This window comes from Candidatus Neomarinimicrobiota bacterium (assembly GCA_041154365.1).
Taxonomy (GTDB): domain Bacteria; phylum Fidelibacterota; class Fidelibacteria; order Fidelibacterales; family Fidelibacteraceae; genus Fidelibacter; species Fidelibacter multiformis.
The window spans coordinates 2745970-2770785 of the sequence record AP035449.1 but is presented as its reverse complement, the minus strand read 5'-3'; the positions used below and the strand labels follow the sequence as shown (position 1 = coordinate 2770785).

The following is a 24816-nucleotide window of genomic DNA, read 5'->3' as shown; positions in this document are numbered from 1 at the left end:
GGATAGGAGAAACATTGACCAATCAACGCATTATACCCGTAAATATTGAGGATGAACTTAAAGAGTCCTATATCGATTATTCCATGTCCGTGATTGTATCCCGGGCCCTGCCGGATGTCCGCGACGGCCTGAAACCGGTTCACCGGCGGATTCTGTTTGGAATGAATGAGCTGGGCGTCCAATATAATCGCTCCTACAAAAAATCGGCCCGTATCGTCGGTGAAGTCATGGGTAAATATCACCCCCATGGTGATTCTTCTGTTTACGACGCCATGGTCCGCCTTGCCCAGAGTTTTGCCATGCGCTATACCCTGGTGGACGGCCAGGGAAATTTTGGCTCTGTGGATGGTGACAACGCCGCCGCCATGCGGTATACCGAAGCGCGAATGACCCGCCTGGCCGGCGAATTGCTGGTGGATATTGATAAAGAAACGGTGGATTTCCGCCCCAATTTTGATGAAACCCTTCAGGAGCCCATTGTTCTGCCGACCCAAATCCCCAACCTCCTGGTAAACGGTGCGTCAGGTATTGCCGTGGGTATGGCCACCAATATACCACCCCATAATATGGCAGAAATCTGCAATGCCCTTACGGCCCTGGTGGATAATCCCGATCTGGAAATTCAGGATTTGATGAGATTTATCAAGGGACCGGATTTCCCAACCGGAGGCCTTGTGTTCGGTTCTGCCGGATTAAAATCCGCCTATTTAACCGGACGGGGCAAGGTGCAAATCCGGGCCCGTGCCTCTACGGAACAGATCCGGGGTGGAAGAGAACAGATTGTGATTACCGAAATCCCATATCAGGTTAACAAAAGCAATGTCATGGAAAAAATTGCTGACCTGGTTCGGGATAAGGTAATTGATGGTATCAGCGATCTGCGGGACGAGTCCGACAAGGACGGTATCCGCATTGTCATTGAGCTGAAGCGTGACGCCATTCCTGAAGTGGTTCTGAACAACCTCTACAAACACACCCAACTTCAAACCACCTTTGGGATCATTCTTCTGGCACTGGTAAACGGTATCCCAAAAGTTCTGAACCTGAAGCAGATACTTGCTCATTTCATCGAATTCCGCCATGATGTCGTGGTCAAGCGGACCCGCTACGATCTGAACAAGGCTGAAGAAGCAGCTCATATCCTGGAAGGGCTCAAAATCGCCCTGGACAATATTGACGAGGTGATAAAAATTATCCGCGCTGCATCCAGTGTGAATGAAGCCCGGGAAAATCTGATCGCCCGCTTCAGTTTCAGTGAAAAGCAGGCCCAGGCGATTCTGGATATGCGACTCCAGAAACTGACGGGACTGGAAAGGGATAAAATTGTTCAGGAATATCTGGAAAAACTGAAGCTGATTGAAAAGCTGAATTTTATCCTGGAGAACAAATCCAAGCGGATGGAAATCATCAAGGAAGAAATAGAGGACATTAAGTCCCGGTATGGCGATCCCCGGCGGACAGAGATGATTGCCGACAGTGATGATTTTACCATCGAAGATATGATTGCCGACGAAGAAATGGTTATTACGATTACACATAACGGGTTCATCAAGCGTTCGCCCGTGTCAGCCTACCGCTCCCAGAATCGTGGGGGCGTGGGGAAACGGGGAGCCGGCACCCGGGATGAAGATTTTGTGGAAAATCTCTTCATTGCGTCCACCCACGAATACATGATGTTCTTTACCAGCCTTGGGAGGGTGTACTGGCTGAAGGTACACCAGATTCCACAAGCCGGAAGGGCATCCCGGGGACGGGCAATCGTGAATCTTCTGGAGTGTGAAAAAGGCGAAAATGTCAGGGCCTTTCTCAATGTCCGCGAATTTTCCGAAGACCGGTTTGTGATTATGGCAACCCGGAAGGGTGTGATTAAGAAAACAGCCCTTTCGGCATTCAGCCACCCCCGGCGGACAGGTATTCTGGCGATTAAACTTCGGGAAGATGACGACCTGGTTGGCGTGGATATTACCAATGGCGAGCAGGATATTATTCTGGGTACGCTGGAAGGAAAGGCCATTCGCTTCAATGAAAAACATATCCGCGACATGGGTCGGAATGCTTCCGGGGTGCGGGGTGTAACACTTGCCAATAAACAAGACCGCGTGGTGGATATGGTTGTGGTTAAGCGTGAAGGCGCCAGTGTTCTGGCGGTCAGCGAACGGGGTTTTGGAAAACGGTCTGAGATTGTTGACTACCGGGTGACCAACCGGGGAGGCAAGGGTGTAATTACACTGAAAACGCTTTCCAAAATCGGGAAAATGGTTGCCCTGAAAGAAGTCGTGGATACTGACGATCTGATGCTTATTACCGTTCAGGGACTCCTGATCCGGATGCATGTCCGGGATATCAGTGTCTATTCCCGTAACACACAAGGGGTCAGACTGATCAATCTGAAGCCGGACGATAAAATCAGTTCCGTTGCGTATCTGAAAGAAGATGAAGAAGCCGAAGAGGTTGAAAGCATCGAGGAATGATCCCAAATCTTGAGGAAAATCTGAACCGCATCAAAACGGATATCCGCCGCCTGTCTCCCCATCCTGACAAGGTAACACTGGTGGCCGTTACAAAGCGTTTTCCCATCTCGGTTCTGCAACAGGCTGCAGATCTGGGAATAGACAATCTGGGAGAAAGCCGGATGCAGGAAGCCCTGGAAAAATTTGAAAAAGATCCACTACCTGGCGTAATCCGGCACTTTATCGGGGTATTACAATCAAACAAAGTTCAGAAACTGGTGGACTATTTTCACTGGCTTCACAGCCTGGATCACATAAAAATTGCCCGGAAAATTTACGAGAAGGAATCCTCCGTAAATATCTGTATTCAGGTGAACACAAGTGGCGAAGAAACCAAAAGCGGCCTTCGACCCGACCGGGTATCGGACTTTGTCAAAACCCTGCAAAAAGAGACCCCGGGGCTGCATATCCGCGGACTCATGACCATGGGGCCGCTGACAGAAGATGAAAACAGAATCCGTAAAGCCTTTCGCCTCCTCCGGGAAATCGGAGATACGCTCCGGCCCCTCGAAACAGATACCTTTTCTTTCAGGGAGTATTCCATGGGGATGTCCGGTGATTACCGTATTGCCCTGGAAGAAGGAGCCACCATGTTGAGGATCGGGCAGGGACTTTTCGGACCAAGACCGGAGAACCAATGACTCAAAACAAAAAGATTCTCATTGTGGACATGACCCGTCAAACCCTTTTTCCCAATGAAAAGGTCGCGGATGTGATGACCTTGTCCCGCGATGCAAACCCGGACCTGTTTCGACCTTACGAATTGTTGATTTTTACGGCCTTTGTTCGGGATTTGCCGGAGGAGCTGGTCTATGTAAAGGATTACATCAACGCCAGTGGTTATAATCCCCTGGTGGGAAAAAATCGAGACGATCTGGGACCGCGATTTCCGGACATGAGTTTTGTTTTCAATTCACCGGTCAGCCAAAAACTTCCATCCATGATTGTAACCGCCGGCGATATTGATAAACCAAACATCGTTCGCTGCGATCCACTTGTCTGGAATGCCATTCTCGGATCCCACCAGAAGAAAAAAATTTTGGGACTGCTTTACCGCGACCGCGACCAGGTAGAAGCATTGATTGTACAGGAATTACGGATATTGAACAAAGAGCGTCAAAAAAAACGGGAGGAAACAGATGCATAAAAATTCCATGAACAAAGTGATCATTATTGGTAACCTCGGACGGGATCCGGAGCGGAGGGCTTTGCCAGATGGACGGGCCATATCAAACATCTCCGTGGCGACAACGGAGTCTTACCGGGATAGCTCAAGCGGCGAAATCAAAGAAATAACCGAATGGCATCGTTGTGTGGCCTTCGGAAAAACGGCAGATTATATCAACCAATATGTGACCAAAGGGCGGAAAGTTTATGTGGAAGGACGGATCCGAACCCGGAAATGGCAGGATAAGGACGGAAACGACCGGTACACAACGGAAATTCTTGTAGATATCCTGATTCTTCTGGATCGCCGGGGCGCCGGACAAGATGAGGATGATAGTGGATCTGCCTCAGATGTTTCGATTCAATATGACGAAAACGAGAATACATCTTCCAATACCGGAACATCGGAAAATCTGCCACAGGACGACGACCTTCCCTTCTGAATTAAAAGAATATGACACGCATTATTACACGGGTTATTGATTGCTGGATTTTCAGGCGAACACCCGACGGACTCCGTTTTTTGATTATGAAACGGGCATCGGAGCGTATTTACGCTGGCATTTACCACTGTGTTCATGGAAAAATCCTCCCTGGAGAAATGGCGTGGGAAACAGCGTTGCGCGAAATGTCCGAAGAAACCGGGTTGAGTCCCGTCCGATTCTGGGTTGCCGATTTTACCAGCTCTTTTTACGAAGCAGCAGAAGACCGCATGAACCTTGTTCCCGTTTTTGCCGCTGAAGTGGAAAAGGAACTGGTGAAGATAGGCCAGGAACACGAAAGTTATGATTGGCTTTCTCTGGAAGATGCTGTTGAACAAGTGTCCTGGGAAAATCACAAACGGGCCCTCAGGGCCATTGCCCGGATGATGCAGAAAGGCTTTGAAGCAAAAAAATGGCTGGAGATCCAACTCAATGAATCATGACAATTACGTTCCAGAAGATATCGATAACGGACAACGGGCCGTCGCCTGCCCGGTCTGTGGTACCAATATCCCCAACAATCCGAAAGACATGCTTTTCGAAATTGAAGCCATAGACACCGATTTTAGAATCCACACACTCCAGGATGATCTGTTGGACGACTGGCTGATCCAGTGTCCGGTGTGTTATTACGTGAGTCATGACTTTGCCTCACCGCCCAAAAACCTTCAGGAAGTATCGGTTTATGTTGAAAGCCCGGCCTATCTGGACCAATTTTCGGACAACAATCCAACGACGCTGGAGCTCTTCAGGGCCTACCAGGGCATTCTGGCGGTGGATGGCGCCCGCTCCTACCTTATCGGTGACTGTTTCATGCGCATTGCCTGGCTCTTCGACGATGAGGGGGATGATATTCAGGCGGTCGAAAACAGGAAAAAAGCGATTGAATATTTTGAACGGTCTTTGCTGGAAACAGACATGAATACAAAAGATGTATCCATGTCCCATTATCTGATGGCGGATATGCACCGGCGAAATAAAGACTTCGACAAAGCCAGAAAAAATTTGTACAATCTGGATACATCCATAAAAATGATGCGCAAGCTTTTTGATTTCCAGTGGAAGCTCATCAATGAAAAAAAATCGGGGATTGTTCACCTTCCCCGTGAGGAGAGTCCTGATGAAGTATTATCCTGAATTTGAAACCCTCCTGCTTGAACAGGAAGCGGGGGCCACAACACTCTTGCTGAAATTTTTAAATATTCTGACCCGGTATTTTACGGAAAACAGCGATTTTACACGTGAAGAACAAAGAAAAAAAATCCAGTTCTTTTATGAAAAAGTCACAGAGGCCCATCCCCTCATGGCTATTTTTCCCAACCTGTACAAGGTAATCATGGATACGTTTCAGAATGGTGAACAAACGGTTCCTGAAATCATTGAGATATTCCGCGAAGCGCTGAATGATAAAATTGATAAAACCGTGGAAACCGCCTCATCCCTGATTAAAGACGGCGCCCGGGTCTTCTCATTCAGCCACAGTTCTATTGTTCGAAAATCACTGGTTCGGGCGATGCAAAATGATATCACCTTTACGGTTCACACTACAGAATGCCGCCCGGTCAATGAGGCCGTGAATCTGGCAAAGTTTTTGGCACGTTACGAAATCGAAGTGATGCTGTATACCGATTCTGCCATGGAAAAAGCCATAGAAACCTGTGATCTGGCCATGGTAGGCACGGACTGGTACTGGAAAGACGGATTTGTGAATAAAATCGGGACGGGCCTGGTGTCCCGCCTTTGCCGGGAGAAAAAAATTCCCCTCTATGTCCTTACCGATTCAAGCAAAGAAATGCCCGGCCCCCCGGAGGACTGGAGCAAGGATAATCATCCCGCCTCTCTGATTTTGGCGGAAAGTATCCCCAATATTACGGTGTTTAACCCCTATTTTGAATCGGTTGCCTTTACCAAGCCCGGAGGAATTATCATTAACGGTGATTTAAACCGCTTCTAATCAGGTAATATGACACATCAGGATTTCAATACACACGACGGGGGACTCCCTTTAAGAACATCTTTAGCCCTTCTGCTGGCGGGCTGGGGCTTGTCTTTGGTGTTATCACCCCTACTCACATCCTCTTTTATCCCGGATTCCTACTACCGGACGGTTTTGGGTATGATAATTCTGGAGCTGATTTTCCTTGCACCGGTTTTGTGGTATGTGGGGAGGAAAAAGGGAGAGTACTCTCTCATCCACCTTTTTAATCTTTCAGCTCCTGATAAGGGCTCCTGGCCAGGGGTGATCTCTTTTATGGCTGGCCTTCTGATCCTGGCGGATGCGGTGGACCGGCTGCTTTTGCGGTGGCTGGAAATACCACCTGAATATTTTTCCCTTCTGGAAGGGATGAAGTGGTCCGGTATCGGCGAGGCTGTTCTGATGATTATCGCCGTATCCGGGGTGGCTGCCTTTGCAGAAGAGGTAATTTTCAGGGGGATGCTCCTTGGGTCCATGGAAAAAGCATTTCGAAACACCAAATCTGCTATCGTCATCTCATCTCTCTTCTTTGCCCTGGTGCATGCATTGCCCTGGTACTTTGTTCAAATTTTTATCCTGGGGATTGTTCTCGGAACCCTTGCGTCCGGCCTCCGGTCGGTATGGCCGGCAGTTTTTTGCCACGGAGCGTATAATTTGTTTTCTATGATTCTTCTGAATCTGGACAGTGAACCCCTTTGGTATGTAGCGGAAGGGCGCGTGAGGAATGCGTGGGTGCTGGTCGCCGGTTTGCTGCTGTGGTTGGGGATCTACTTGTTGAAGCCCCATTTCCGCTTTCCGGCTCCCCCACCGCCCCAGGACATTAAAAAAGAATAAAATTCGGTCCGATGATTTTCGTTTCTCTTGTGTATATTTGCGCTGTGATGATAAAACGATTTTTTCCGATAACCGCCTTTTTCCTGCTATGCATACCCATAACCCTGTGGGGTCAGGATTATGAGGTCACTTTTCTCGGAATTCCTGTTGTGCGTGTTCACATTCAACAAATTCCCGATGATAATCCAACACTTGTTACCTATGAGTATACCGCCCGGACCAACCCCTTTTTTTCCGCTATTTATAAGGTGAATAACCGCTATCGGGTGACAATGGACACGTCCATGAGCCGGATTGTCTCCTATGAAAAAAAAATTTCCCAGAAAAATTTTCAACAATCTTTCCACACCCAATACAAGCCCGAAAAAACGATCTATTCCACGGGAGATGAAAGAATTTCAGAAACAGGCCGGCATACGATGTTATCTTTGCTTCTGGCCCTGACACGTGTTAACACACCCCGGGAATTCAGTATTCCTCTTGAGATTGAAGGGGCTTATTATTCAGCCCTGATGATACCACGGGAGAAAAACTCAAATATTCTGGAGTGGGAAATTCTGTTATTGCCGGACGGAGGTTCCTCTGTTTTAGCCACAACAGACCTTTTTACCTCCCGCCTGGCGGATCCGGAAGCCCAACGATTTATCCGTGTTGATATATCCTCCGGCCATATCGTTGCCGCCCGTTTCACCCTTTCGCCCTATACACTCACAGCACGTATCCTGGGGGACTCATGATGCGTAAGGCCGTGTATCTGACCTGCCTTGTTTTGTTTTTGGCGGGTGCGGGTTTCTTTATATTCCGATCCTGGTTGCGCCAGGGGGAAATGGCCGCCTATCCCGAAATCCGCATGGAACGGGAAGGAACCTTTCTTGTGCGCCCCGACCAAGATGGGACAAAACTCCACATTCACCTTTCAGAGGAGGAGGATTTTTTCCAGGCTCTTGGGTTTGCCCAGGCGTGGGCGGTGGGCGACCGGTTGATGTATTTGCGACTAAGTGCCCGGGGAGAGCTTTCCCGGTATTTCGGAGAAGAATACAGATCGGCCGATGCCTACCTGAAGGCCTGGCCCTTTCAAACCCTTGCCTCGAAAACCCTGTCCGGGCTCCCGGATGAAACACGGGATAACCTTGAACACTTCGTTAATGGAATCAATCAGCGATTTTCTTCACTTCCGCCACCGTCGGGATGCCGTTGGTATCATGTGGATACAACTCCCTGGATGGCCGAAGATGTCCTGGCCATCTGGCACCTTCTGCGTTGGGCTCAATGTGAAAGCTGGTCATTGCCGTTCTTTATCCGGTATGCTGAAATTTACTACGGGCGGCAGGTTAAAAAACAATTTGAAACGATTTTAAATGTATCCCTGCCCGGTTTTGAACCCGGGCACATCCGGGATTTCATGGCCTTCTATACACTGGATCGGAATGTTCGTGAAAAAGTGGGACTCATGCCTGTATTTCCGGAACAGGGTATGGCAGGATTTCCCCTTTTTGGTTATTCCGGAGGAGAAAACGAGGACTGGATTGATATCGTGGTCCACAGGGATTCTTCCACGACCCGGATTCTTCAACACACGGGCCTGCCTCTTGTTTTTTATGGAGAGAAAGGATACGCCGGCCCGGCAAGATGTCATGTGATACCCACCGGAGCTGATTTACAACGGGGTAGTACAAACCGTCCGGACACGACCTTCCAGATCGCATTACTTAACTTTTCTCTGCAGATTCCCACCCGGCTCTTTGATGTAAGAGGAGATGTGTTCGCACACCTGATGAATCAGGATAGTCTGGATATCCGTTTTTTAAAAGATTTTTCGTATGCCGTATCTGCCGGAGTTACCGCATATGATTCAGTGCCTTCCATGATCCGGGGCGTTTCAGAAAAGGAGCTGGCTGCGGAGATTTGCCGGAAATACCCGGATCATGAAGCCCTAAACCGCTTGTGCCGGACCCATGATCCTGCCCTGTGGGGGGCTTTTGTCAGGACTTTGCTGGAACGGGTTTACCGGGACGATGTGCAGGTTATCTTTCCTGCCTTTGCCTCCTGGCCCGGTGATTATCCCGACCTTTTTCTGAAACACCTCCTGATGATGATGAAAAATCCCTACTCGGCATGGTGGGATAACCGGCAAACGCCACATACTGTTGAACGAATGGATGATATTATGACAGATGTCGGGGAAGCTGTGTTTTCACAATATCGTCAGGGGAAATTATCCGTACACATAGAAGAGGGCCGTGGCAATCCTTTGGGTCGTTTTCATATATTGACTGGCGCCTACCGGCACTTTTCCAAAGATATAAAAATCCCCCTTGCCATTGTTCTCAAGGATGACGGAACCTTTATTTATAACAGTTTTGTCTGGATTCCAAATTACAAATCTTCAGAAAATTCGCTGAGATAACTTTCAACGCCTTCGGCACTGGCTTCCAGGGCAGATTTTCCCGATTCCCAGCCGGCAGGACACACCCTGCCTGTTTCCCGGGTATAGGCCAGGGCGTCGGCCACGCGCAAGATTTCATCAACATTCCGGCCAAGATTCAGGTTATTGATGATTTGTGATTGCACAATCCCATCCGGGTCGATGAGAAAAGAGGCCCTGAGTGCCACACCGTCCGGATGTTCAATGCCGTATTTTTGGGTGATTTCATGATTGACATCTGCGACAATGGGAAAACGTACCGGCCCAATCCCCCCCTTTGTCCGGGGAGTATTCTTCCAGGCCAGATGGGTATATTGTGAGTCTACAGACACGCCAATCACCCGGATACCCCGTTTGTCGAAAGCATCCAGACGCCGGTCATGGGCAATGATTTCCGTTGGACACACAAAGCTGAAATCCAGGGGCCAGAAAAAAAGAACGATCGGTTTTCCTTTATAATCCGATAAACGAAATGATGGATTGATCGTATTGTCCGGCATGACGGCCGGTGCCGTGAAATCAGGCGCTTCACGGGATACGAGAACAGTCATTATGATTCCTTCCCGTTTGTGTTTCTTTTTCGTTTTTCGATCATTTTCAGTATACGCTTCTGATGTCCGACCTCCTGTTGCCGAAGGTCTTCAAAAACCCGGACAAGGTGATCGGGGATGCCGGTTAGAGTAAGATATAAACGATATAGGGCTTCGGTTTGTTTCTCACGCTCCAGGGCAACGTTTAAAATCGTATCTGCATCCGATTCTTCGTTGATATCCGATGTTTTAACAACCCGGTCAGAGAGGTTAACCTCTGATCCCAGTGTTTTATCCAGTTCGTGGGAGGACAAATGGGTCTGGTTTAATAAATCCCGCAGATGATTGAAGTGTTTGGTTTCTTCTTCTGAAAGCTCAATGGCCAGTTGGCGCGCGTCCGGATCATTGAGAAAACCGGCAGCCCTGACATAAAACACATGACTTTCAGTTTCAATGCGTTCCGCGTGTTCAAGAATATCCCGTACAGTTAAATGTGTCATAGTTCACCTCGTAAAATATGGTCTATACGTTTTGCCGCCGTGTGACCGTTGGCAATGGCGTGAATCACATCCGGCCCCTCTATGATGTCACCACCTGCAAAAAACCAGGGCAGGGATGTTTGATAATACGCATCCACCTGAATCCGTCCCCGTGCATCGGTTTTTATCTCTTTTTTGAATGATTCGGGTATGTATGAGAGGTCCATGCCCTGCCCGATGGCTTCAACGACAATGGATGCTGGTAAAAATCGGGTATCTGAGGGGTCAAATTTTGGATTGAAGCGGCCATGTTCGTCAAAAACCGAAACACACCGAACGGTTTTCAAGCCCTTCAGGGTATCGCCTTCGCTGACAACTTCCAGGGGGCCGTAGCCGGGAATGATTTGAATCCCTTCTTCCCGGGCTTCTACGATTTCTTCCCGGTCCGCCGGCATTATATCCTCTGTTTCCAGGCAGGTGAGGGTGATGTTCACCCGGCCCATCTTTTGCATGTGCAGGCGCGCAAGCGTTCGGGCGATATCCATGGCGACATTTCCGCCTCCGATGACGACCACCGGCGCTTCATACGGGATTTTTAGTCCTTTGGTAAAATCCCGGAGCAGATTCACCGCCTGATATACTTGGGGATGATCAGCTCCCTGAGCCCGGGTGCTCCGGCCTTCATGAAGCCCTGTTGCCGCATAGACAATGTCAAATTCTTCATGGAGGGATTTCAGTGATATATCCCGCCCAACACGTGTTTCGGTCCTGATTTTCACGCCGAGGTGTTTTATGTGTTCAATGTCTTTATCCAGCTGGTCATAGGGAAGGCGATATTCAGGAATTCCATATCTCATCATCCCGCCGGCCTCGGGCTGAGCTTCAAAAATCACAACGGCATGTCCCTGAAGGCGGAGATAGTAAGCGGCAGAAAGACCGGCCGGACCGGCACCGATAATGGCTATCTTTTTTCCGGTCTCTTCCTGTGGAGAATCCAGCAGGGAAGCATATTTATGTTCAGGAATCTGATCGGCAATATAGCGTTTCAACCACCGGATGGATACAGGATCCCCCCGGTGGGAAATGGAACAGACGGTTTCGCATTTATGGGTACACACCCGGCCACAGACTTCCGGAAGCGGATTGGTCTCATAGAGAATACGTATAGCCCGGTTCAAATCATCGTTTCGAATTGCCTCAATATAAGCGGGAATACCCATGTGTGCCGGGCAGGTAGCAACGCAGATCCCACAGGAAACACACCGGTCAGCTTCCCGCAGTGCCTGCTCATGGCTGTATCCCTTTACAATTTCCATAAAGCCCTGGATTCGGTCTGCCGGGTTGAGCTCTTCCATGGAGACCCGGTCCAACGGGTTCAGGGTATAGTTTTCCGGCCGCTTGTATCCCTTGTCGGCCGTATCCCAGGGTTTTTCCTCTGCACCGGGAATAAACCGGAAAACTTCCGGATCATTGTCAATCCATTGATAGGCATTGGACATGGTCAACGATCCCGTCGTGCAGATATCAACACAGAGGCCACACCAGCAGCAGCGTCCGTAGTCAATACGCGGGCGCAGGCCGCTGTCACCGTCTTTTGTCTCAACGCCCTCTACCGGAACCATGTCGATGGCGGCATTCTGACAAATGGCTTCACAGGTGCCGCATCCAATACAGGTATCCAGATCATTTTTGTGGAAGCCCCGGTAGCGCGGAGCTCCATCCCGGTTCAGGGGAACCTTAATTGTGATGGGGTCTTTTACCAGATTTTTCCAGGCCGTTAAAGGCTGAAGTATATCGCTGATTTTCATGGTTACCGCTCAATTTCAGGTGGATAGGTATGTAGAGAGGTCATCAGGGCCGCCACATCGGCAATATTCACGCCGACGACCAGTTTTTCCATGAGTGCCACGGCATGGGTGTACGAGGGTCCCCGCACATTGACCCGCCGGGGATACATGGAACCGTCAGAAACCATGTAATACCCGTATTCACCCCGGGTACATTCTGCCCGGACATAGGTTTCTCCCCGGGGGATTTCCCAGTTCAGCACATTGGGCAAAGGCGCCATATATTCTCCGTTTTCCGGCATTTTATTCAGAATCTGGCGGATCAGATCCACGGTGACAAGCAAATCCCGCCGCCGGACATCCAGGCGTGTATAGGCATCGGATTCTATCCCGACGACCGGTTCAAAATCCAGCTCCGGATATTTCAGGTAGGGGGAATCCTTCCGGACATCCAGGGGGATTCCTGCTGCCCTGGCATTGGGACCGGTAATGCCATAAGGTTCGATCCACGAGGGATCTATGACGCCGAGTCCCTGGGTTCGTTTTTTGAAAACGGCATTGTTGAACATGACGGTTTTTACATCTTTCATAACCCGTTCTATATCATCCAATACATCCAAAAGTCGCTGTTTAAATCCCTCCGGCAGGTCATTCCGAACCCCGCCAGGCAAAATATACATGTGATAGATTCGGCCGCCGGTGAGTTCTTCAAACCGATCCAGAATATAATCCCGCAGGTAATTGGTCCACTGTCCCGGCAGGCCGTGTCCCAGACTTCCCGCTGCGCCGCCCATCCACATGAGATAACTGGCCAGTCGAGCCATTTCCAAAACCAGGGTGCGAATCCAGAGGGCTTTTTCCGGGACATGAATACCGGCCAGCTCTTCTACGCCGGCGGCAAAACAGTATTCATTGAAATCGGGCTCGGGAACGCAAATACGGCACACCAGGGGAAAACACTGGATGTATTTCCGCCGCTCCATCAGCTTTTCAAATCCCCGGTGCAGGTAACCCACGTGGGTTTCACACTGCATCACCTCATCACCCTGGATGATGAGTTCAAGAGACATATTTCCTGTAATTCCAGGGTGTTGAGGGCCCTGCCAGATATGGGTGAATTTGTGACTTTCCGGGTCTATCTGAAAAGAACCGTCAGCATTTTTCGGGGGGAATTTGCTCCTGTCTTCTTCAAAATATTTCATGATTCCGTTCCATCGGGATAGAGTTTCTGTTTCATATATGTCTCAGGATCGTGAGTTTTCCGCCCCGGCCTGGGGAAATAGGTCTCTTCCGAATATTTTTTTGTGTCAAAATCTCTCCGGTAAGGAGGAATATCCTGCCAGCCTTCCAGGATAAAGGGTTTGTTTACTCTGGGACTCCCGGGAAAATCGATTCCGAACATTTCGTGTAATTCCCGCTGATAGGTGGCCGCCGTTTCCCATAAGGTGTGAACCGATTCCATCACGGGATTTTGCCGTGGAATAAAGACCCGGAGGCCCACATCTGTCTTTTGGGTATGATTCCTCAGAAGATAGGTGAGCTGAAACTGATCTTCCTCAATCCAGTCCACGGCAGTGATCAGCACCAGATGACGAAAGCCCAGCACATCCCGCAGATGTTTCAGTGCGTGAACCAATACTCCGGTCTCCAGGGTGGTAAACAGGAGATCTTCCCGCTTCTTTTCAAAAGTCCTTCCTGAAAAGTGTGTTTTCAGCTCGTGAATGACATAATCCATGAATATTCCTACCAGTTATAGTCCGGCATATCCCAGTCTTTGATGATTTTTTTCTGATTGGCTTTATACCAGTCCAAATTTTCGATATAGGTGTTGGCACCCTCCCCCTTTCCGGCGCGAATGCGTTTTTTCAGTTCCTCGAGTCCGGCCAAAATAGACTCGGGTCGGGGCATACAACCGGCGACGTATACATCCACCGGCAGGTAATGATCCAGACGGTTGATGGTGTTGTAGCTGTCCCAATACATGCCGCCGTTGATCGTACAGCTGCCCAGGGCCATCACGAATTTCGGGTTTTGCATTTGCTCATAACTTCGAATCACCCGTTTGAGGGTTTTGACGGAGAGATATCCGGAGACCATGAGTAAATTGGATTGCCGGGGTGTCGGCCGCCACTGGATGCCAAAACGGTATGCGTCAAATCGGGGTGTCATGAGGGGACGCATTTCAATGGCGCCGCAACCGGTTCCATATCCCAGGATCCACACGGATTCAGACCGGGCCCAGTTGAAAAATTTTTCCAGGATACGATTTGCCGGTGATTCGGGATGGGGACGTTCCGTGCAGAAGTAATCCTCCATGGGATTCACTTCAAATTCAATTCCGTCAGGACCTTTTACACGGCGTTTTTTCAAGTCATCATTGGACATAATTGCCTCATATAAAAAGGATTGCAAGAATTCCAATCAGGGCGGGAATCCGAAGAAACCAACGTATGGACTGATCCACACGAAAGCGTGGGAAAGCCACACCGATAAAGACAGGCCACATATAGAGCAGAAAAACTTTCACAATAAGCACCGGCCAGTTTGTGGCACCGCCAAAAAACAGATTCACATAGAGGATGGTTTTGGCCATCGGGAAGATTGCCCGGTTTGTCTGGAGGACGGCCAGGAAATTGGAATGAAATTCTGTCGGAGGACCAATGGGGATTTCCTGGGGCGCCAGAACCACATCAAAGGGGGAACGCATCATGGAACCCAGAAATCCCAGCATGGCGGCAACTGTTGCCAGGGGATTGGTAAAGAGTGTCCAGTTCAGAATGCTACCCTGCTGTGCTGCCACAATATCTGTCACCGACAGGGTCTGGTACTGTACGGCAATGGCGATAATCGCCAGAATAAGGGGGACTTCAGCAGCTGTCATTTGGGAAAGCCCCCGGGTGATCCCGATGGCGGAATAGGGATGACCGCCTTCTCCGGCTCCCAGGGCCATCCCAAGAGTCCCAAAGAAAATGAAATAAGCCAAAAGGATTAAATCACCCGATCCTGAAAAATTCTGAAACCAGGCAGATCCGTAAATCACGGGCATAAAGAGAAAGAGTCCAATACCTCCCGAAAGCCTGAAAACCGGCCCCAGATAAAACATGATTCCGTGGGATACGGTGGACCGCATGGCATAATTCTTGAAAAGATCCAGATAGGGCTGATACCAGCGGATCCCGTAGCGACGTCCCAGACGGGCTCCGATCTTGCGGACGATACCCTGAATCACCAATCCCACATTCAATACGATGAATAGAGAAACCAGGGCATATACGATCTGCATCCAGTGAAATGTCATTGTATTCCTCCCAGGACAAGAAAAAAGACCAAAACGGCAAAGAGGATCTGGTGAATTACATAACTTTGGCCATTTCCGCTGAAAAGCCGGGCGATAAAACCTGCCGTGGCATGGGTACCTTCGGACAGACGATTCCAAAAATCCATGCCGACAGGTGCCACCAGAAATCCCAGAGCTTTCCGGTAAGGCGCAAAAAAGTTGTAGGCAAAGTGAGTCAGTTCAGGGCGGGATGGCCGTTCGGCGGCGTAGACAATGTTGAACTGCTTTATTTTCACGGCTTTCCGGTTAATGAAGAAAAGCCAGAAAAAAACCACGGCAAAAACGACACCGGTCACCAGCATGATCATATATCCATTCCAGTAGCCATAGAGGCTTCGGGCCAGGGGGCCGTCCCAGACGAGGGCATGTTCAGGAAAATATCGCGTAAGAAAAGCACCCACCGGTTTCAGGGCAACATTGGGTACCGTACTTAAAAAGAGGATGATACCCATGAGGATAATCTGGGGCACCATCATCCAGAAAGGTGCCTCTTTCACCTGACGGTGATGATCTTTCAGCTGCCCCAGGAAGATGGCATAGATTAGGCGGAAACAATAGAGGAATGCCACCAGGCCGGCAAAGCTGATGATGACCCCCTGAAGATACCATCCACTGAGAACCGTGGCATTGTAACTAAGCCATTTTCCGGCAAAGCCGGTTAAAGGGGGAACACCGGAAAGGGCGATGATCCCGATCATCACGGAGATGAAGCTTACAGGCATTTTTTTAATGAGTCCGCCCATTTCGTACATGTTCCGGGTTTTGACCCGCATTACCACACCGCCGATAGCCAGAAAGAGCAGGGCTTTGAAAAGGAAATGGTTCAGGGCGAAAACCGTGGCCGTTAACCATCCCAGGTGATTCATCATGGCCAAAGCAAAAAGCACATACCCCAGTTGACCCACACTTGAATAGGCCAGAAGCCGCTTCGCATCTTCTTCAAAAATGGCACTCAGGTTTCCGATCAGAGCTGTTATGGCCCCCAGCCACCCCAATGCAGCATAGAGATTCACGCCTCCAAGAGATTGGGGGCCCATCCCGGACATGAGGAGGATTAATCCAAACACACCGGCTTTCAGAAGAACGGCAGACACCACAGGGGACACATCACTTTCTGCCTCGCTGTGGGCGCCCGGAAGCCAGATATGCAGGGGAACGGCAGCGGTTTTAGTCAGAAAACCAAGGGCAAGGAGGATAAAGATGACAGACTGAAAGGGGCCTCCGGACGAAAGGGTTTCCAGGGCAAGTGACCCTTGATTTGCTGCAGCCAGGAGTCCGAAGCCTGAAAGCATGGCATAGGCTCCGCCCATGGAAAAAAGGAAGTAAGACAGGGCATGGGAAAGGGATTTTTTACCCCGGAGAATCAGAAAGTAGCTTCCCAGAGTCATCAATTCCCACCAGAAGAAAAATTCCAGGGTTGTCCCGGCCGTCAACAAGCCGGCAAGGCCTGAATACATCAGGGCAGATGAAGGGTAAAAACCGGCTCGGCGTCCTTTATGATGATAACCTGCCAGAAGAAGAATCATTCCGCCGACCAGAAAAACGATGGCGAAAATCAGGCGGAACTCAGTTAACGTGGGATATAAAGAGTAAAAACAGAGCCCCAATCCGCCAATCATGAACGTGTTTTTTACACGTGCCGGTATAAAATCCAACAGAAAAAAACCGGCAATAAAAAGGAGTGGAATCCGGTTGTGGGTCAGGAGAAATGCAAAACGGGACATATTTAAAAGAGGGATCAATCCCAGTAAAAGAAGAGCAGGTATCATGCTATAAGCCGGAGGAATTTTTTGGATTTCTGCCTTGGTTTGGCCTTCTCCCTTCACCGCATATCCAAACCATCGGACCATCCAGGCGGCCTCCAGGAGAGAGCCCAGGAGAATTGCAGCCATCATCCACCCTTGGGGGCCGGAAGCCAGTGCCGTGATCAGGGACCATTTGGCAAAAAACGATGGAAAAGGGGGTAATCCCAGTAGGGCAAAGACGTAAAATCCCAGAAGAAAAACAAACAATGGTTTTTGTCGAATATCAGCCCATTCATGAACCGATGTAAAGCCGGTATGGTGGCTCAGCCAGAAGAGTCCGGCCTTGGCCAGCGCATGGACAGCCATGAGGGAAGCGGCAATGAAAAACATCTCCTGTTGGGACAAAACACCCATTCCGAAAACGGAAGCAATCAGCCCGGCCTGCCCTACGGAAGAATACCCGAGCATCCGATTTACGGCAGATTGTTTTAGTGCCAGGACATTGGAAAAGACAAAGGTCATCAGACCAATGATGGTTAGGGGGAAAAGCCACCTGTCGCCAATCACAGGGAGAAATTTGTACAGGGCAAACAGTCCGGCGGTCATTCCGGCGCCGGAGAAAACGGCGGAGACTGCCGGTGAGGCATTTTCATACACATCTAACGCCCAGCCATTGGCAGGAAATGGTTTCAGTTCAAAAACAAGGGCCAGAAAAAGAAAAAAAGCACCGGCGCTTCCGGAAAATAAAACAAGGGGGTCTGAATACAGAATACTGTCAACATCCAGAGCACCGGTGCGGATATATATCAGGATTGCCGAAAGAATAAGGAAGATGGAAATCACACCGGTTGCCATCATCCAGGAAAAACCGGCCCTCAGGCAGCGCCCGGATCCCTTAAACAAAACCATGCCGGCAAGGGCAACGGAACTGATTTCAATAAACACAAAATAGTTGAACAGGTCCCGGGTAAGAATGATTCCGTTGAGGGCCATGAAATAGAGAAGATAGGTCACGGCACTCAGGGTACCCTTTTGACGGAAGGTCGTTTTCATGGCGGAAAGTCCCAACAACCCCAGGCAGTTTATTATCAGCAGGGTCAGGGCTTCGGGAAGATCCATCCGGAAAGCAATGGAAAAAGGGGGCAGGCTTCCTGCTGTTGATGCCGTAAAAGGCTGCCTTATACCGAGCAGGAAGGCAGACACGTAGTATGCCGAAAGCAGAAACGTTCCGGCAAGGGCAAGAATCATCACCGTCGCCGGAATTTTCCCATACCGTTTTCCGGTTAAACCGGCAAAAAAAGCGGCTAGGAGGGGCAAGGCAATATAAAGAATGGGTTGTGTCATGATTTATCCACCAGATTACTGAGTGACAGGGTTCCGTATGTGTGGTAGATGCGCAAAGCAAACGCCAGGAGGAAAGCTGTGATGGCAAACCCGATGACGATGGCGGTAAGGACCAGCGCCTGGGGCAGGGGATCCACGATCTGTGTTTCGGGGCCGGCCGCAATCATGGCGTCGTTTAATATGGGAGCGGTACGGTTTTTCAGATATCCAAGGGAAACGATGATCAGGTGAACCCCTGTATTGGCCAGGGAAAAACCAATAATGATGCGCAGCAGGTTATCCTGTGTCAGCAACGCGTAAAGTCCTAAAAGGATCAAAAGAGATCCGGTTGTGAGCGTGATGGTCATTCTTTATGCCTCCCCTTCACTGTGTGTGATTTTAATCAGCATAGAGGAAAGTTCGGTGCCTACCTTCAGGCCGATCAGGATAGAAACCAGGGGGATGGTTCCTGCGGAGATCAGCCTTCCCGGGAATCCGCCGGGGAGAAGCCGTGAATCCAAAAATCCTCCGGCAAAAAAGAGACCGGCGAGCCCTAAAAGGACATAGAGAAAACCGGAAGAAGATTCTATAACAGAAAAAAACCGAATGAATACAGAACGGCCTGTTCCGGCCAGAAGTGCCAGGAGAAAGGCCGATGCCAGAAAGGCCCCGCCCTGAAAGCCCCCGCCGGGAGAAAGGTGACCGTTAACAATAATATAGATGCCCGTCAGGAGGATAAGGGGGAGAATCATTCCGGAGGCTGTGTACAGGAGCGGACTTGCAGGTGAGGGACGCCGTGAATTTTCCTGTTTCAGATAAAAGCCGAAGATAGATGCCACAAGGAACAGGACGGTGACTTCACCCAGTGTATCCAGCCCCCGGTAGGTTACCAGGACCGCAGTAACCAGGTTCAGGGCACCGGTTTCGGCAAGTCCATTTTCACCGTAATACCGGGCTGTGGCTCCCAGAGTTTCCGGCATGGTATAATCACTTATAAGAGTAAAGAAAACAAAACCCAGGGCAACTACGAGGAGGAAAACGAGAAATTTTCTAACCATGTTTATCCTCCTTGCGAGTCTTGCCAAGAACCATAAAAAAGAGGGCCGTCATGAGACCGCTGCTGATGGCCGCTTCCGTCATAGCCACATCAGGAGCCGCCAGAAGGATATAGAGAACACTTGAAAAAAGGCTCACGGCACCTGTGGCAATAATGGCTGACGGCAAAGATTTAAAGCGTATAGCAGCCAGGGCTGCTGCGAGAATAATAAGGGAAAGAATCAGGGAGAAAGCCGTGATCATGGTGTTTCCTCCTTTGCTTTTTCGGCTGGCGAGCCCAGATCATCACGGAAGAAACGGCCTTTTTCCTGGCTATGATGATAGGCTGCCCGGGCGATGATATGGTTGGAAACGGGAACGGTGATGAGAATGAAAACAGCGATAATCAGCAAACGGCCCCACCATCCGGGATGGGTAAAGCCGATCCCCAATAAAACGAGGAGGGTTCCCAGTGTAGAGGCCTTGGTTCCGGCCTGAATGCGATTAAACACATCCGGCATGCGCAAAAGGCCGATGGAAGCTGTCAGCAGGAAAAAAGAGCCCAAAAGGACAAAGATGGCACCGATAACTTCAAGATACTGCATTACAATCCTTTCTCAATAAATCGGCCGATGACAATTATACCCAAGAATGAAAGGAGTCCGTAAACCAGGGCGACATCCAGATACAGGGCCTGTTCAAAGAGAATGGCTGCCAGGCCGATAAGGGAGATGACGATAATACCCAGAACATCAATTGCCACGGCCCGGTTCACGAATCCCGGCCCCTTGAAAAAGCGATACAGGGTTAAAATTAGGGAGATGAGTATCAGAACTCCGGCGGCAATAAGAATTTTATCGGCCAAAGAGAACCTCCAGGTGTTTTTCAAATTTTTTTACGATCGCATCCGTTTCGGCATGATTGTGGACGTTTCCTGCATCAATCCAATGGATGTACAGGATGTCGTCCCGGATATCCAGCGTAAAGGTGCCGGGAGTCAATGTGATGGCATTTGCCAGCATCAACCGGGCCAGCGGATCTTTTAGGCGGGTTTTTACGGCAACAATTCCCGGTTTGATGGGCAGAGAAGGGGAAAGGACCCGGACCGCTACATCCACATTGGCCCGAAAAAGCTCTTTCAGGAAAACACCGGTAAAACACAGGAAAGCCCAAAAGGACTTCGCAGACAGAGAGACATGCTTAAAAACCGGAAAAAATTTTGAACTCCAAAGCGCAAGGAAAATTGAGAGAACCAATCCGGAAAGAAGGATTTCACCGGACAGTGAATTATTTAAAAGAAGCCAGACCCCAAATAGCAGCACTCCAGATAGTATACCGTGTTTCATGCATTCCTCATCTTAACAATTGACAAGATGTTGGTCCATCAAATCCAGCAATTCCCGGACACACGCATTGTCCAGGGAATAACGATGATATTTCCCGTCTTTGCGGGAGAGAACGATGCCGTGAAATTTTAAAATCTTTAACTGGTGACTCAATGTGGATTGATCTGTATGAAGGATTTGGGCGATTTCGCCTGCACACAATTCGCCAGTCCGAAGAAGCCGGACAATCTGAAGACGGCCGGGATCACCCAGGGCTTTAAAGATCCCCGCCATACTTTGGGCGGATTGTCTATCCAGAACGGTGGCTTTGATCTCTTTCTCCTTCTGAATTGTACTGATGGGATTCCGGCTATTTTTTAATTGAACATTTGTTCAATTGTTAATTTAAGAAAATACCCGTAGTGTATGTCAAGAAAAAAGTTGCCGTGGAATGCAAAAACCATGATAATCCCGGTAAGATACTGTTATAAAAAAGATGCTATGCCAGTCACTGAAGGTTTTGTTTCTGGCGCAAGGTCCGTAAGTGGGAAGTCTCATGCCGAAGGGGGAACCCTTTTCCCTGTCGTTTGGTGGACAAATATAATTTGTTTTTTTCTGTAGTCATTTGTAACATACTGGGCTGAATGAAAAGACAAGAGGATTCTCATGAGAGATAAAATTCACCCCAAATATGAGCCCTGCACGATTACCTGCTCCTGTGGAAATGTTATAGAAACCCGGAGCACCGTGGGAGATATGCGGATTGAAATCTGTTCTGCCTGCCATCCCTTTTATACAGGAAAGCAAAAATTGCTGGATACGGCGGGTCGTATTGAGAAATACAACAGAAAATACAATATCAATCCCAAAAAGTAGCCCATCTATGAAATACCGGCGGTTCACCCGGAGCCTGATTCTGATACTTCAGAAATCTTCCATTCTTGTGGGAGGCCAGGCGGTGATCGAGGGTGTCATGATGAGGGTCCCCGGCGCCTATGCAACGGCCGTGCGGATTCCGGATCAGTCGATTATCACGGAACGAAAACCATTTATTTCTGCAGCCAAACGGGTCAAATGGCTTGGATTTCCTATTATCCGGGGGATTGTATCCCTCTTTGAGTCCATGAAAATCGGCATGGAAACACTCCAGTTTTCCGCGGATCATGCCATGCCTGAACCGGATAAAAAGACAAGTGCCTTTTGGGAAAAGATCTACAATACGCTTACCATGCTTTTTTCCTTTGCCCTGGCCCTTGGCCTTTTTGCCATTCTTCCCCTGTGGCTGACCACGAAGGTTTTCGCCATTGAAAAAACAGCCTGGCTGTTCAATCTGGTGGCAGGACTCTTTCGCATTTTCTTTTTTCTGGTCTATCTGTTTTTAATCAGCCGCATGAAGGACATCAAACGTCTCTTTGAATATCACGGTGCGGAACATAAAACCGTATTTGCCTTTGAGCACGGACGGGACATGACCCTTGAAAATATCCGGCCCTTTTCTACTTTTCATCCCCGCTGCGGCACCAGCTTTCTGTTTGTGACTCTGATTAATGCGATCCTTATGTATGCCGTGATTGATTCTGTGATCATGGCTTTTCAGGGCCCCATGTCTTTGACAACCCGCCTTCTGGTCCATCTGCCTTTGATTCCCCTGGTGATGGGCGTGGGTTATGAGGTTCTGAAGTGGACAAGCCGGCACATGAATAACCCCTGGATCGGCTGGATGACCAAGCCGGGATTGTGGCTCCAGCGCATTACCACATCCCAGCCGGACGACAGCCAGATTGAATGTGCTTTAACAGCCCTCAGAACGGCCTTTGACAAAGATTGGGATACCTATACCGGCAAAGAATACATCGCCGAAGCAGTTGACTAATGAGAGAAAAACTTGAACACATTAAAATCAGGTATCATGAGATACTGGAAACGCTGGCAGACCCGGATATTTTTCGGGATCAGGAACGGTATAAACAGCTTACACGGGATCAGAAAAATTTAGAGCCCATCGTTCAGGCGACGGAAAAGTACGAAAAACTTTTAGATCATATTCACGAAGATGAACAAATCCTCCGGGGGAATGACGCCGAATTGAAGCAGATTGTCCGGGAAGAACTGGATGACCTGCTGGCAGAAAAAGAATCCATGGAAGAGCATCTGAAATTCCTGCTTATCCCTAAAGACCCCAATGATGACCGGAATACCATTCTGGAGATCCGAAGCGGAACCGGTGGCGATGAAGCAGCGCTGTTTGCTGCTGATCTGTACCGGATGTATACCCGTTATGCCGAAAGGCAGGGATGGAAGGTGGAGGTGCTGGCCTCTTCAGAGCTGGGAATCGGCGGCCTGAAGGAAATATCCATGTTGATTACCGGGCAGAGTGTCTACAGTAAATTGAAATATGAATCCGGTGTTCACCGGGTACAGCGGGTACCTGTCACGGAAAGTTCCGGCAGGATTCATACCTCTGCAGCCACCGTGGCGGTCCTTCCTGAAATGGATGATGTGGATGTGGAAATCGATGAAAAAGATATCCGTATTGATACATACCGGGCCTCAGGACATGGTGGACAGCATGTGAATAAAACCGATTCAGCCATCCGCATTACCCATTTCCCCACAGGAATTGTGGTCACCTGCCAGGATGAAAGCTCGCAGCATAAAAACAAAGAAAAAGCCCTGAAAATATTATATAGCCGGGTCTATACGGAAATGGCCGAAGCACAGCAGAAATCTATCGCGGAAGAGCGGAAATCCCAGGTTTCCACCGGGGACCGAAGTGCGAAAATCCGCACCTACAATTTCCCCCAGGGGCGAATTACAGACCACCGGATCAACTATACGGCTCACAATCTTCCGGCGGTGATGGAAGGTGATCTGGATGAACTCATTGAAGAACTGACTCTGGCAGATAACATGGAAAAACTTAAAAATCTCTGATTCCATGACAGAACATGCACAAGAAAAAGTCTGGCGTTTAGTGGATCTCTTGCGCTGGTCCGTTGAGTATCTTCAAGAAAAGGGCATTGAGGATTCACGCACTGCCGTGGAATGGATGCTGACCCATGTGTTAAAAATGTCCCGGGTGGATTTATATCTGAACTTTGACCGGCCCATGAGCCGGGAAGAATTGAATCGATATAAACCCTTGTTACTTCAATGTGCCGCTCATCAACCGGTACAACAAGTGGTGGGACAGGCAGATTTCTATGGTTTTCAACTGACAGTCAGTCCGGATGTCCTTATTCCCCGTCCCGAGACGGAGCGCCTGGTAGAGTATATCATTTCAGTAGCCAGAAAGCGGACCGACCCCTTTTCCATTCTGGATATCGGAAGTGGAACAGGTGCCATCGCCATTGCCTTGGCAAAACATTTACCCCTGGCCCGTATTCACGCGCTGGAAGTCTCTCCTCAGGCAGTGGATATCCTGAAAAAGAATTGCCGCTTTCATAATCTGATGAACCGGATCGGTATCATTCAGGAGGATATTTTTTACTGGGAGGCGCCGGAGCCGTATGATATCATTGTCAGTAATCCCCCCTATATTGCCGGACACGAAATGGAACAGCTTCCGAAAAATGTGGGATATTATGAACCGCCCCTTGCATTGACGGATCTACAGGACGGCCTGGCCTTTTACCGGCATTTTGCCCGGAGGTTTCAGGAGTGGCTGGTGCCGGGAGGAATGGCTGTTCTGGAATTTGGAGGACCTTCCCAACGCGAGGCTGTTCAGGAGATTTTTCACGCCTATAGAGACCTGGAAATTCATCGCGATTATCAAAAAGATGATCGATTTATAAGCTTTTTTCGCCCCTGACGCCTGAGAACATTTGCGATTCAGAATCACTTTTGTAAATTTGCCCTCATA

At 49.2% G+C, this 24816-nt stretch carries 29 protein-coding genes; 14 read left to right on the top strand and 15 right to left on the bottom strand.

What is annotated here, in order from left to right; all coding sequences use genetic code 11:
- The first annotated feature begins 14 nt into the window (after positions 1–14).
- The 10 genes from gyrA to strainIA91_RS11685 are packed head-to-tail and all read left to right on the top strand — an operon-like array spanning position 15 to position 9375.
- On the top strand, positions 15–2471 hold the full coding sequence (gene gyrA / locus strainIA91_RS11730) for a DNA gyrase subunit A (protein WP_400167013.1): 2457 nt from the start codon (positions 15–17) through the stop codon (positions 2469–2471).
- Positions 2468–3151, top strand: coding sequence for a YggS family pyridoxal phosphate-dependent enzyme (locus tag strainIA91_RS11725; protein WP_400167011.1), 684 nt, complete (start codon positions 2468–2470; stop codon positions 3149–3151). Before gyrA ends, strainIA91_RS11725 begins: the two co-directional genes overlap by 4 nt.
- Positions 3148–3657, top strand: a complete 510-nt coding sequence (locus strainIA91_RS11720) for a hypothetical protein (RefSeq protein WP_400167010.1) — start codon at positions 3148–3150, stop codon at positions 3655–3657. Before strainIA91_RS11725 ends, strainIA91_RS11720 begins: the two co-directional genes overlap by 4 nt.
- Positions 3650–4120, top strand: a complete 471-nt coding sequence (locus strainIA91_RS11715; protein ID WP_400167008.1) for a single-stranded DNA-binding protein — start codon at positions 3650–3652, stop codon at positions 4118–4120. The genes strainIA91_RS11720 and strainIA91_RS11715 overlap by 8 nt, the downstream gene beginning before the upstream one ends.
- A gap of 11 nt (positions 4121–4131) precedes the next feature.
- Positions 4132–4602, top strand: coding sequence for an NUDIX pyrophosphatase (locus tag strainIA91_RS11710; protein ID WP_400167007.1), 471 nt, complete (start codon positions 4132–4134; stop codon positions 4600–4602).
- Positions 4592–5296, top strand: coding sequence for a DUF2225 domain-containing protein (locus strainIA91_RS11705; protein WP_400167006.1), 705 nt, complete (start codon positions 4592–4594; stop codon positions 5294–5296). The genes strainIA91_RS11710 and strainIA91_RS11705 overlap by 11 nt, the downstream gene beginning before the upstream one ends.
- The gene (locus strainIA91_RS11700; RefSeq protein ID WP_400167005.1) at positions 5280–6113 is read left to right on the top strand and encodes a hypothetical protein; all 834 of its coding nucleotides are present in this window, start codon (positions 5280–5282) and stop codon (positions 6111–6113) included. The genes strainIA91_RS11705 and strainIA91_RS11700 overlap by 17 nt, the downstream gene beginning before the upstream one ends.
- A 9-nt stretch (positions 6114–6122) precedes the next feature.
- A complete protein-coding gene (locus tag strainIA91_RS11695) occupies positions 6123–6968 on the top strand; it encodes a lysostaphin resistance A-like protein (RefSeq protein WP_400167003.1) in 846 nt (281 codons plus the stop codon).
- A 47-nt stretch (positions 6969–7015) separates the two neighbouring features.
- Positions 7016–7705 carry a DUF3108 domain-containing protein gene (locus strainIA91_RS11690; protein WP_400167002.1) on the top strand — a complete coding sequence of 230 codons (690 nt, stop codon included), beginning with the start codon at positions 7016–7018 and terminating at the stop codon, positions 7703–7705.
- Complete coding sequence (locus strainIA91_RS11685; protein ID WP_400167000.1) at positions 7702–9375, top strand: penicillin acylase family protein; 1674 nt, start codon at positions 7702–7704, stop codon at positions 9373–9375. Before strainIA91_RS11690 ends, strainIA91_RS11685 begins: the two co-directional genes overlap by 4 nt.
- On the opposite strand, the gene strainIA91_RS11680 is transcribed toward strainIA91_RS11685, so the two are convergent.
- The 15 genes from strainIA91_RS11680 to strainIA91_RS11610 are packed head-to-tail and all read right to left on the bottom strand — an operon-like array spanning position 9345 to position 21248.
- Positions 9345–9944 carry a peroxiredoxin gene (locus strainIA91_RS11680; RefSeq protein ID WP_400166999.1) on the bottom strand — a complete coding sequence of 200 codons (600 nt, stop codon included), beginning with the start codon at positions 9942–9944 and terminating at the stop codon, positions 9345–9347. The genes strainIA91_RS11685 and strainIA91_RS11680 overlap by 31 nt on opposite strands.
- Positions 9944–10423: a hypothetical protein gene (locus strainIA91_RS11675; RefSeq protein WP_400166998.1), complete on the bottom strand. Its 480-nt coding sequence runs from the start codon at positions 10421–10423 to the stop codon at positions 9944–9946. Before strainIA91_RS11675 ends, strainIA91_RS11680 begins: the two co-directional genes overlap by 1 nt.
- The gene (locus tag strainIA91_RS11670; protein WP_400166997.1) at positions 10420–12210 is read right to left on the bottom strand and encodes an FAD-dependent oxidoreductase; all 1791 of its coding nucleotides are present in this window, start codon (positions 12208–12210) and stop codon (positions 10420–10422) included. Before strainIA91_RS11670 ends, strainIA91_RS11675 begins: the two co-directional genes overlap by 4 nt.
- A gap of 2 nt (positions 12211–12212) precedes the next feature.
- Positions 12213–13391, bottom strand: coding sequence for an NADH-quinone oxidoreductase subunit D (locus tag strainIA91_RS11665; protein ID WP_400166996.1), 1179 nt, complete (start codon positions 13389–13391; stop codon positions 12213–12215).
- A complete protein-coding gene (locus strainIA91_RS11660) occupies positions 13388–13924 on the bottom strand; it encodes an NADH-quinone oxidoreductase subunit C (protein ID WP_400166995.1) in 537 nt (178 codons plus the stop codon). The genes strainIA91_RS11665 and strainIA91_RS11660 overlap by 4 nt, the downstream gene beginning before the upstream one ends.
- Before the next feature lie 8 nt (positions 13925–13932).
- Positions 13933–14574 carry an NADH-quinone oxidoreductase subunit B gene (locus tag strainIA91_RS11655; protein ID WP_400166993.1) on the bottom strand — a complete coding sequence of 214 codons (642 nt, stop codon included), beginning with the start codon at positions 14572–14574 and terminating at the stop codon, positions 13933–13935.
- Between the two features lie 7 nt (positions 14575–14581).
- A complete protein-coding gene (locus tag strainIA91_RS11650; RefSeq protein ID WP_400166990.1) occupies positions 14582–15487 on the bottom strand; it encodes a respiratory chain complex I subunit 1 family protein in 906 nt (301 codons plus the stop codon).
- Entirely contained in the window at positions 15484–18615 is a 3132-nt protein-coding gene (locus strainIA91_RS11645) for a proton-conducting transporter membrane subunit (protein ID WP_400166989.1), read from the bottom strand. Before strainIA91_RS11645 ends, strainIA91_RS11650 begins: the two co-directional genes overlap by 4 nt.
- The gene (locus strainIA91_RS11640; RefSeq protein ID WP_400166988.1) at positions 18612–18962 is read right to left on the bottom strand and encodes a sodium:proton antiporter; all 351 of its coding nucleotides are present in this window, start codon (positions 18960–18962) and stop codon (positions 18612–18614) included. The genes strainIA91_RS11645 and strainIA91_RS11640 overlap by 4 nt, the downstream gene beginning before the upstream one ends.
- A gap of 3 nt (positions 18963–18965) precedes the next feature.
- On the bottom strand, positions 18966–19652 hold the full coding sequence (gene mbhE, locus strainIA91_RS11635; protein WP_400166986.1) for a hydrogen gas-evolving membrane-bound hydrogenase subunit E: 687 nt from the start codon (positions 19650–19652) through the stop codon (positions 18966–18968).
- Complete coding sequence (locus strainIA91_RS11630; protein WP_400166985.1) at positions 19645–19893, bottom strand: Na(+)/H(+) antiporter subunit B; 249 nt, start codon at positions 19891–19893, stop codon at positions 19645–19647. Before strainIA91_RS11630 ends, mbhE begins: the two co-directional genes overlap by 8 nt.
- A complete protein-coding gene (gene mnhG / locus strainIA91_RS11625; RefSeq protein ID WP_400166984.1) occupies positions 19890–20234 on the bottom strand; it encodes a monovalent cation/H(+) antiporter subunit G in 345 nt (114 codons plus the stop codon). Before mnhG ends, strainIA91_RS11630 begins: the two co-directional genes overlap by 4 nt.
- Positions 20234–20494 carry a monovalent cation/H+ antiporter complex subunit F gene (locus tag strainIA91_RS11620; protein WP_400166983.1) on the bottom strand — a complete coding sequence of 87 codons (261 nt, stop codon included), beginning with the start codon at positions 20492–20494 and terminating at the stop codon, positions 20234–20236. Before strainIA91_RS11620 ends, mnhG begins: the two co-directional genes overlap by 1 nt.
- On the bottom strand, positions 20484–20975 hold the full coding sequence (locus strainIA91_RS11615; RefSeq protein ID WP_400166981.1) for a Na+/H+ antiporter subunit E: 492 nt from the start codon (positions 20973–20975) through the stop codon (positions 20484–20486). The genes strainIA91_RS11620 and strainIA91_RS11615 overlap by 11 nt, the downstream gene beginning before the upstream one ends.
- Positions 20976–20987: 12 nt before the next feature.
- Positions 20988–21248 carry an ArsR/SmtB family transcription factor gene (locus strainIA91_RS11610; RefSeq protein ID WP_400166980.1) on the bottom strand — a complete coding sequence of 87 codons (261 nt, stop codon included), beginning with the start codon at positions 21246–21248 and terminating at the stop codon, positions 20988–20990.
- 372 nt (positions 21249–21620) lie between these two features.
- Between strainIA91_RS11610 and rpmE the strand changes: the two genes are divergently transcribed.
- From rpmE to prmC, 4 genes are read left to right on the top strand one after another with little or no spacing between them, the layout of a single operon-like run.
- Positions 21621–21830, top strand: coding sequence for a 50S ribosomal protein L31 (gene rpmE / locus strainIA91_RS11605; RefSeq protein WP_400166979.1), 210 nt, complete (start codon positions 21621–21623; stop codon positions 21828–21830).
- A 7-nt stretch (positions 21831–21837) separates the two neighbouring features.
- Entirely contained in the window at positions 21838–22827 is a 990-nt protein-coding gene (locus strainIA91_RS11600) for a DUF1385 domain-containing protein (protein WP_400166977.1), read from the top strand.
- Positions 22827–23888 carry a peptide chain release factor 1 gene (gene prfA / locus strainIA91_RS11595; RefSeq protein ID WP_400166976.1) on the top strand — a complete coding sequence of 354 codons (1062 nt, stop codon included), beginning with the start codon at positions 22827–22829 and terminating at the stop codon, positions 23886–23888. Before strainIA91_RS11600 ends, prfA begins: the two co-directional genes overlap by 1 nt.
- Before the next feature lie 4 nt (positions 23889–23892).
- Positions 23893–24765 carry a peptide chain release factor N(5)-glutamine methyltransferase gene (gene prmC, locus strainIA91_RS11590; RefSeq protein WP_400166975.1) on the top strand — a complete coding sequence of 291 codons (873 nt, stop codon included), beginning with the start codon at positions 23893–23895 and terminating at the stop codon, positions 24763–24765.
- Positions 24766–24816: the final 51 nt, after the last annotated feature.